General features: G+C 63.1%; 7 protein-coding genes. 4 read left to right on the forward strand and 3 right to left on the reverse strand.

Annotated elements, in window-relative coordinates; genetic code table 11:
• Window positions 1-364 precede the first annotated feature (364 nt).
• The 3 genes from AUL35_RS21015 to AUL35_RS21025 all read left to right on the forward strand — a co-directional run bounded on the left by AUL35_RS21015 (window position 365) and on the right by AUL35_RS21025 (window position 3,925).
• A complete protein-coding gene (locus AUL35_RS21015) occupies window positions 365-904 on the forward strand; it encodes a heme NO-binding domain-containing protein (RefSeq protein ID WP_062018516.1) in 540 nt (179 codons plus the stop codon).
• Window positions 892-2,898: a bifunctional diguanylate cyclase/phosphodiesterase gene (locus tag AUL35_RS21020; RefSeq protein ID WP_062018517.1), complete on the forward strand. Its 2,007-nt coding sequence runs from the start codon at window positions 892-894 to the stop codon at window positions 2,896-2,898. The genes AUL35_RS21015 and AUL35_RS21020 overlap by 13 nt, the downstream gene beginning before the upstream one ends.
• A 124-nt stretch (window positions 2,899-3,022) precedes the next feature.
• Window positions 3,023-3,925: a sensor domain-containing diguanylate cyclase gene (locus tag AUL35_RS21025; protein WP_062018519.1), complete on the forward strand. Its 903-nt coding sequence runs from the start codon at window positions 3,023-3,025 to the stop codon at window positions 3,923-3,925.
• 177 nt (window positions 3,926-4,102) lie between these two features.
• On the opposite strand, the gene AUL35_RS21030 is transcribed toward AUL35_RS21025, so the two are convergent.
• From AUL35_RS21030 to AUL35_RS21040, 3 genes are all read right to left on the reverse strand, one after another.
• Window positions 4,103-4,945 (reverse strand): NAD(P)-dependent oxidoreductase, encoded by an 843-nt coding sequence (locus AUL35_RS21030; RefSeq protein ID WP_062018521.1) that lies wholly within the window; start codon window positions 4,943-4,945, stop codon window positions 4,103-4,105.
• Between the two features lie 70 nt (window positions 4,946-5,015).
• Window positions 5,016-5,798, reverse strand: coding sequence for an NAD(P)H-dependent oxidoreductase (locus AUL35_RS21035; protein ID WP_062018524.1), 783 nt, complete (start codon window positions 5,796-5,798; stop codon window positions 5,016-5,018).
• Window positions 5,799-6,001: 203 nt separating this feature from the next.
• Window positions 6,002-6,421, reverse strand: a complete 420-nt coding sequence (locus AUL35_RS21040) for an ester cyclase (protein WP_062018523.1) — start codon at window positions 6,419-6,421, stop codon at window positions 6,002-6,004.
• Window positions 6,422-6,593: 172 nt separating this feature from the next.
• Here AUL35_RS21040 and AUL35_RS21045 point away from each other — a divergent pair, with 172 nt between their 5' ends.
• The gene (locus AUL35_RS21045) at window positions 6,594-7,553 is read left to right on the forward strand and encodes a LysR family transcriptional regulator (protein WP_244493869.1); all 960 of its coding nucleotides are present in this window, start codon (window positions 6,594-6,596) and stop codon (window positions 7,551-7,553) included.
• Window positions 7,554-7,918: the final 365 nt, after the last annotated feature.

The raw sequence follows: 7,918 nt of genomic DNA on the forward strand, positions 1-7,918 counted from the left end.
TCTGCGCGGCGTGCGTGACGGTTGCGGCGCGGCAGTCGAGCCGCTTGGACTAACCGCGTCATCGACCTTCCAAGCTATCCCACCCGTCGGTCCCGAAACCGTTCATCCGCTTTCGACCCTTATGCGTCATTCGATTGATACTACCAATACCTCTGCGGTCATTCGGCTGTCGCTGAGCCCGATTGGTCGACACTCTACGATACGTCGACTGTAGCTCATGAAGCGCGACGTTTGGTCCTGCCCTTCTCGGCCTCAGTGAAGAAGTAAGAGCGCCATTTAGCTGGCGCGCTAAGCAATCGCTCATGACTCATGCTTATGCATGGCCTTCGTCGATGGGACGGATCGTCGGGGTGAGGCAAGCGCGATGAAGGGTGTCGTCTTCAATCTTCTGGAAGAAGCGGTGACACGCGAGTTCGGCCCCGACACCTGGGACGATCTCGTGGACGATGCCAACGCGTCGGGCGCCTACTCCTCCCTTGGCAACTACGATGATGAGGAGATCGTCCAGCTCGTCGCGACGGCTGCCACCACGCTGAAGATCACGAACGCCGAGGTGCTGCGCTGGTTCGGCGAGCGCGCCATGCCGATCCTGCGCGAGCGCTATGGAGCACTGTTCGAGGGGCATACTTCGTCACGCGACTTCATCCTCAGCGTCAACCGCATTATCCATCCGGAGGTCCGCAAGCTGTATGCGGGCGCAAGCTGCCCCTTCTTCCACTTCCGCGAGGGCGAGGCTGGATCGGTGATGATGGGCTACGAGTCGTCGCGCCGCATGTGCGATCTCGCCCATGGCTTCGTGAAGGGCGCCTCGAACCTCTACTGTGAGGAGGTCGTGATCACGCACCACACCTGCATGAACCACGGTGCCGACCGGTGCCTGATGGAGATCCGGTGGACACACTAGCTCCCGCTTCGTCGGAAGCGCTGGCGGAGCGGGATGAGCGTATCCGGCGTCTGGAGCGTCGTCTGGAACGCGAGCGGGCGGCCCGTGTCGAGGCCGAGGCGATCGCCGAGCGGGGCTTGCGCGACCTCTACGAGCGCGGCCAGTACCTTTCCCTCCTAGAACGTATCGCGACCCAAGCCAACCAGAGCGAGATCATCGATGAGGCGCTGCGGTTCGCCATTGGTGCGATCCGCCTGCAGATCGGTGCGGCGGTCGGCAACGTTTACCTGCGCGCTGCCGACGACCCGACCTCTCTCGTGCCGTCCGGTCTCGTCGAAAGCGACGATGCGGACGGACACAACGCCTTCCTCGACGAATCAAACCGCATTGCCTTCGCGCACGGGCACGGGCTTCCGGGTCGTGTGCTGGCCTCGGCGCGAGCCGTTTGGATCCGCGACGTCACGACGGACACCAACTTCCTACGGACATCCAGCGCGCGTCAGGCAGGTCTGCGATCGGCCTTCGCATTCCCAGTGCTGGTGGGGGCGGACGTCGTGGCTGTGTTCGAGTTCTTCTTTCGCGAGGCGAACGATGCCAACGATGGACTACTTGGGCTCGCCTCGCAGATCGGCTCGCAGCTCGGACGCGTTATGGAGCGCGAGCAGGCTCGCCGGCGACTGATCTTCGACGCCTCTCACGACGCCCTGACAGGTCTGCCCAACCGGCTCGGCTTTCTCCAGGAGGCGGGCAGCCTGTTCAAGGCGGCTGCGGCGTCAGGACTCCCGCTGTCGATCCTGTTCATCGATCTCGATCGCTTCAAGCTCGTCAACGACAGTCTCGGCCATGCGATTGGCGATGCGCTGCTGGTCGCGGTCGCCCATCGGTTCCGGCGTGTTCTGGGCGAACTCTCCGGTCAGGGAACCGGCATGCTCCTCGCCAAGTTCGCAGCCGACGAGTTCGTGGTCCTGGTGGACGGCAGCACCATGGACGTGGATACCCTGATCGTCGCGGATCGTCTGCGCGATGCCCTGCGCGAGCCAATGCAGATCGGCGAGATGGCGCTGCACACCTCGGCCAGCATCGGCGTCGCGATCCAAAGCGAGCGCTTCGCGGACGTGGCCGATCTGCTGCGAGCAGCCGACATCGCCATGTATCGGGCGAAGGAGCAGGGCCGCTCACGCGTCGAATGCTTCGACCACGCATTGCAGGCGAATGTCGCCACGCGCCTCCAAACCGAGGGTGCCCTCCGCCAAGCGCTGCGGAGCGGCGAGTTCGAGCTCCACTACCAGCCGATCGTCCCGTTGGAGACGCGCCGGGTCATCGGATTTGAAGCGCTGGTGCGGTGGCGACGCTCCACGGGCGAACTGGTCGCGCCCGGTGACTTCATTAGCGTGGCCGAGGACACCGGTCTGATCATCCCCTTAGGCGACTGGGTGATGCGTGAGGCGATCGCGGCTCTTGGTCGATGGCAGTCGGGGAACCCGGACTGGGCTGGCCTCACCATGAGCATCAACGTCTCGGCACGCCAGTTCCAGCAGGTCGGCTTCGCGGACCGCGTCCTCGGTATCGTTCAGTCGAGCGGTGTCGCGCCCAGCACCATTCGCCTTGAGCTGACGGAAAGCATTACAGTCCAAGACGCAGGTTGGGTTCGCGCGACGCTAGAGCGCTTCCGCCAGATCGGCGTCGGCATCAGCTTGGACGACTTTGGGACCGGCTACTCGTCGCTTAGCTACCTTCAGACCCTGCCCTTCGACACGCTGAAGATCGATCGCTCGTTCGTCAGCCGGATGGACGGTGTCGCATCAAGCGAGCCGCTCGTGCGGGCTGTCGTTGCCATGGCGCACAGTCTGGGCATGAGCGTCGTCGCGGAAGGGATCGAGACGGAAGCGGAAGCAGAACGCCTGCAGGCGATGCAGTGCCGCTATGGTCAGGGGTACCTCTTCTCGCGTCCTCTGCCAGAGCTCGAGGTGACGAACCTTCTTATTGCCTCCGGTTCGACGGTTACACCGGATTGATCGACCGTTCGTAGCGCGTTGGCCTGCCTCGCATCGAGGGTCGCACGGCTGTCCGTTTCACCGCAACTGAACGCTTCATCAACCAAGCCGACCGTAGGGTCGTGCGCGATTTAGGAGTGCACGCGTGCAACTGACCCTCGATTTGAATGCTCTCGACGTTTCGGTCTTCGTGGTCGACATCGAGGAAGGGCCGCGCTTCCGTATGGTCGGGATGAACGTGACGGCCAGCCATGAGTTCGGTTTTCCCGTCTCACACATCGCAGGGCGCTTGTTCGAGGAAGCCTTCAGCGAGCGCATGGCAGACGTTCTGCAGGATCGCTACGCCACCTGCCTTCGTACGCGCCGAGCCCATCAGTTCGAGGAGTTCGCCGACCTGGCGAACGGTCGGCAGTGGTTTCGGACAACGCTGTCACCCTGTCTAGACCCCGTCACCGGTGCCGTGTGGCGCATCATGTCGATCTCGCAGAACATCACCGCCGCCAAGCGGCTGCAGATCGAGATGCAGCAGGCCGCGTTCGAGGATCCCCTGACGGGTCTTCTGAACCGTCGCGGCTTCGACCGGGCCGTGACAACGAACTGCGATCGGGCGGTCTACAGTGGCGAAGCGTTCTCGCTGGTGGTGGTCGATCTTGATGACCTCAAGGGCATCAACGATGCGTTCGGCCACCGGGCAGGCGATGAGGCCATCCGATCTGTCGGTCGGACGCTGGTGGGCTTCCTGCGGAATGGCGAGGATGTGGCCCGTGTAGGAGGCGACGAGTTCTACATTCTTCTTCTGGAACCAACGCGCAAAGACCTTGATCGTCGGCTGGACCGCCTTCGCGTACTTGTCGAGAACGGCCTTTACGTTTCCAATCTCGACAAGCCGCTTGGCCTCAGCGCCGGCGGTGCTGTCTGGCGGCCGGGGGACGACGCCTACGAGATTTTGGCAGCCGCAGATGCCGAGATGTACGCCGTCAAGACACTCCACAAGCTGACCAGCATCACGATAGGGCGTTCGGCATCCCGGATGCAGGACGTCGCATGACGACCCAACGTTGCCCTTCCCGCAGGGATCGACGTGTCCGAGAAGCGGACATAGCCAGGTGAAGTTTCGGATCTTAGGGTCGTGAACCCCCGATTGCTCCCGGCGCCAGGCGTGCTACCTGCCGATGCTTCTTAACCGAACGTTCGTGTGATGCTAGAGACCCTGCAACACGTCAGTTCATTGGCCAATCGCCGACCAGTCCCGTTCACCACCATGGGCTTCAATGATCGCGTCCATGCGCGAGGCGATCAGCTCAGTTAACGGCAGATGAGCGTCGCCTGCCGCCGCGAGCGCCAATCCCACGTCCTTGCGGCCCAGCCGCATCGGGAACCCCGCCGGCTCAAACCGCTGCTCCGCGATGATCGGGCCGTAGCTTCCGATCAAGCGATTGCCATAGTTCACGTCGAGCAACAGCGCCGCCATTCGATCGGCGGGGATGCCATGGGCGGCAACGATGCGGAACTGTTCCGTCAGCATCTGCATGATGGCTGGGATGCCGGCGTTGAGCGCAACCTTGACCGCCGCGGCCATCACCGGGCGGTCGCCGACCCGTTGCGTCCCTGCACCGATCGCGTCGAACAAGGGCTGTGCAACATCCAGATCCTCCTCCGCGCCCGCCGCAATCACCGACAGCTTGCCGGCCGCCGCCACATCCGGGCGGCCCAGAACCTGCGCAGACACAAAACGCTGTCCCGCCGCGGCGTGCGCCGCCGCCAGTCTGGTGGTGAGGTCCACGCTGACCGTGCTGCAAGAGATATGGAGCAGATCGGGACCGGCCGCGAGCAGTCCGCCGTCTCCGAACACGACCGCCTCGACGGCTGCGTCGTTGGCCAGCATCGTCATGACAATGCCAGCCCGGGTCGCCGCGGCTAGGTCAATGGCGACCTTCGCGCCCCGAGCGGCGAATGGGTCGGCCTTGGCTCGATCCCGGTTCCAAACGGTAACCTGGTGACCGGCCGCCACGAGATTGTTGGCCATGCCCGAACCCATCTGCCCGAGCCCGATCAGTGCTACATCCATTTCCAACTCCTCATGCTCCGAAGGCCCCGGCGATCTGAGTTGACCAACCGGGCGACATCGACGTTGCTTTCTATGCGCCAGCAAGATCGGCAAAATGGGCGGCGAGGCCGGTTTGGCCCGGCGCAACGTGTTCGGCCATCGTGTGGCGGTCGGGGAAATCGCCGCCGTTTTGCGACCGGAAGGGGATCGGCGTGTCGGTGAACAGCCCTGAAAGACGCACACGCCATGCTGCCTTGATGGCCTCCACCTCCTCCGCCGTAGAAACGTGACCCGCACCATAGACCGCATGTGTCGGGAGCACGTCCATGCCGGGGTAGAACAGTGCGCCATGAGTCAACGGGAACAGCAGTTGCTCGATCGGCCCGTTGATGCCCCGCGGGCCATAGTCGGCCGCCGGGCCGCCGGCCTGCACGTTGACCAGCGCTCGCTTGCCCTTGAGGATGCCCTCGCCGAAGCGGAACTGGTTGGAGCCGTTTTGATAGCCATAGGCAAAGCCGAAGGCATAGACCCGCTCGATCCAACCCTTCAGGATCGCGGGCACGCCGTACCACCACAACGGGAATTGTAGGATTATGGCATCGGCCGCGAGCAGCTTCTGCTGCTCGACGATCACGTCGGACGTCTGATGCCCGCTTCCGTAAGCATGGCCCGACTCCAAGATGAATGACAGCCGTTCGGGGTTGTCGCGGACCGGAAAGTCATCGGCGTCGTACACCGCCTTCCACTTCATGCCGTAGAGGTCCGAATGCATCACGGTATGTCCCGCGGCCGACATCGTATCAGCGGTCACATCGACCAGTTGCCGCGTCAGCGAAGTGGGTTCGGGATGCGCGTAAACGATCAGAACTTTCATGATGGTCTCTTGATGATAGTTGTCTTTGCCGGCGAGCATCTAGCCATTACCGTTGGCATGACATGCCGACGATTGCCGTTGCAGACGAAGCCAAGGGTGGCGGCGGTTGGACCGACCGGCCAGCCTCGAAACCGGGATCAGAAGCGTTCCCCGCCTCGATCCGCCGGGCAGCGCCGTGCCATTGGGTCGATCTGCCGTCGCGATCAACTGGGCGCTGGCACGGCACCGATCTGCTGCATCAACCCGAGGAGATTGGGCAGACCGCGCTCGCCGACGATTTTCCCGTCGACCACGTCATAGAAGTTCATGGCTTGGACGGCGATCTTTTCTCCGGTCGCCGGTACTCCGAAGAAGGTTCCTTCGTGTGTGCCACGCATCGTGTATCTCGCGGCGACCTTCTCACCCTCGACGACCAACTCCTCGAGCGTCCACTGGACGTCTGGGAAGCCGCCGCGCATCACCTCGACGGCTTTGAGCCAGCCCGTCGGCCCGACGAGCGGTTCGCTTTGGAAAGGAACGTAAAACTCCGCATTCGGCGCGATGAGTTCGTCGCCAAGCTTTTCGTCGGCAGTGTTGATGAACTGCACGAAGCGACGCATGAAGGCGTTGTCTAGGTCAGACATGATATTCTCCTGAATGGCATGGGTGATGCCTATCGAGCGCGGTCACCGTGGGTTGCCCAAGCTCGGACAAGGGGATTTCGAATAGGTTGGAGGCGTTCGTCCGGATGGTCGCATCGATGCCAGCCTCCAGCTTCAGGGGTAGGTGCCCCGGCAACTTGATTGCGATCTCCATATGAAGCCGCACGATGCGGTGTTGAAATCGAACTTTCTGCCTGCTGTTATCAACCAGATGGATACCAAGAACCTTGATCTCGGCCTGCTCGTCACCCTCGAAGCCTTGCTGGCGGAAGGGAACGTCACACGTGCCGCCCGGCGCCTGAACCTGAGCCAGCCTGCCCTGTCGGCCCGGCTGGCGCGGCTTCGCGACGCCCTTGGTGATCATCTCCTCATCCCGGCACAGCGTGGAATGGTCCTGACCCAGCGCGCCATCGAGCTTCAGCAGCCGCTGCATGACGCGCTGGAGGGTGTCCGCAGGGTTGTGGCAGATGGAGCGCCATTCGACCCGACGACTATGCAGGCCACCCTGGTGATCGCCGCGAGCGACTACCAGCAGTTTGCGCTGCTCACCCGCTTCTCGGTTGCTCTCAGGACCGAGGCGCCCATGGTCCGCATCGCCTGGCGTACCCTCGACGTGCTGGCGCTCGCCACGCAGTTGGAGCGTGGCGAGGTTGACCTGGCCCTGGCGACCCCGGACCATGCACCGGCGGCCATGCGTCAGCGTCAGCTTTTTCGCGAGGATTACGCGGTGATCGCCCGGCAGGGACACCCGGCCGTACAGGGATATGTCAGCCTAGACGTGTTTTGTACTTTGGAGCACGTTGTGGTGTCTCCCGAAGGCGGCGGGTTCTCGGGGCCTACCGATGCGGCACTGGAGGCCATCGGTCGCCACCGCACCGTAGCCCTGTCCACGTCGGGGTTCCTGATCGTGCCGGAGGTCGTGTCGCGGTCCGATATGATCGCCTTGATCCCACGGCGGATCGCCGATGGCTGGTCGGACCGGGTGCAGGTGCTGGAACCGCCGCTCACCATTCCTGGCTTTACCGTGGTGAGTGTCTGGCACGACCGGACCACCAACCATCCGGCACAACGCTGGCTGCGTGAACGGCTGACCACCTTGGCCGCTGAAAGGTAGTTACCAATTGGACCGAAGGCTGCGCACGGCGTTTCCCACGACGCCGTAGTTTGCGGGGAAAGCTCCTTACCAACTCAAATGGCAGCTTCTTGCCGATCTCATTCGGAAGCGGACTGGCAGCTTTCCACCCGATCGAGGCGATCGGCTCCGAGGAAGTGGACGCCCGGAGGCGGACCATCCGCTATCGATGCTTGTCGGTCGGACGACGCCGGCACCGACCTACCCATAAGCGGACGCCACTCCGCCTGAAGGCAATACGGTGTGCGGTCTAGGCTTGCTTGAAGATGCCCAGCGCCTTGGCGGCATGGATCCCACAGGTCGGTTCGTCGTTGGCGGACGACGGGGCCTGGACTGTACCACGAGAA

The sequence above is a fragment of the Aureimonas sp. AU4 genome (assembly GCF_001463765.1).
Taxonomy (GTDB): domain Bacteria; phylum Pseudomonadota; class Alphaproteobacteria; order Rhizobiales; family Rhizobiaceae; genus Aureimonas.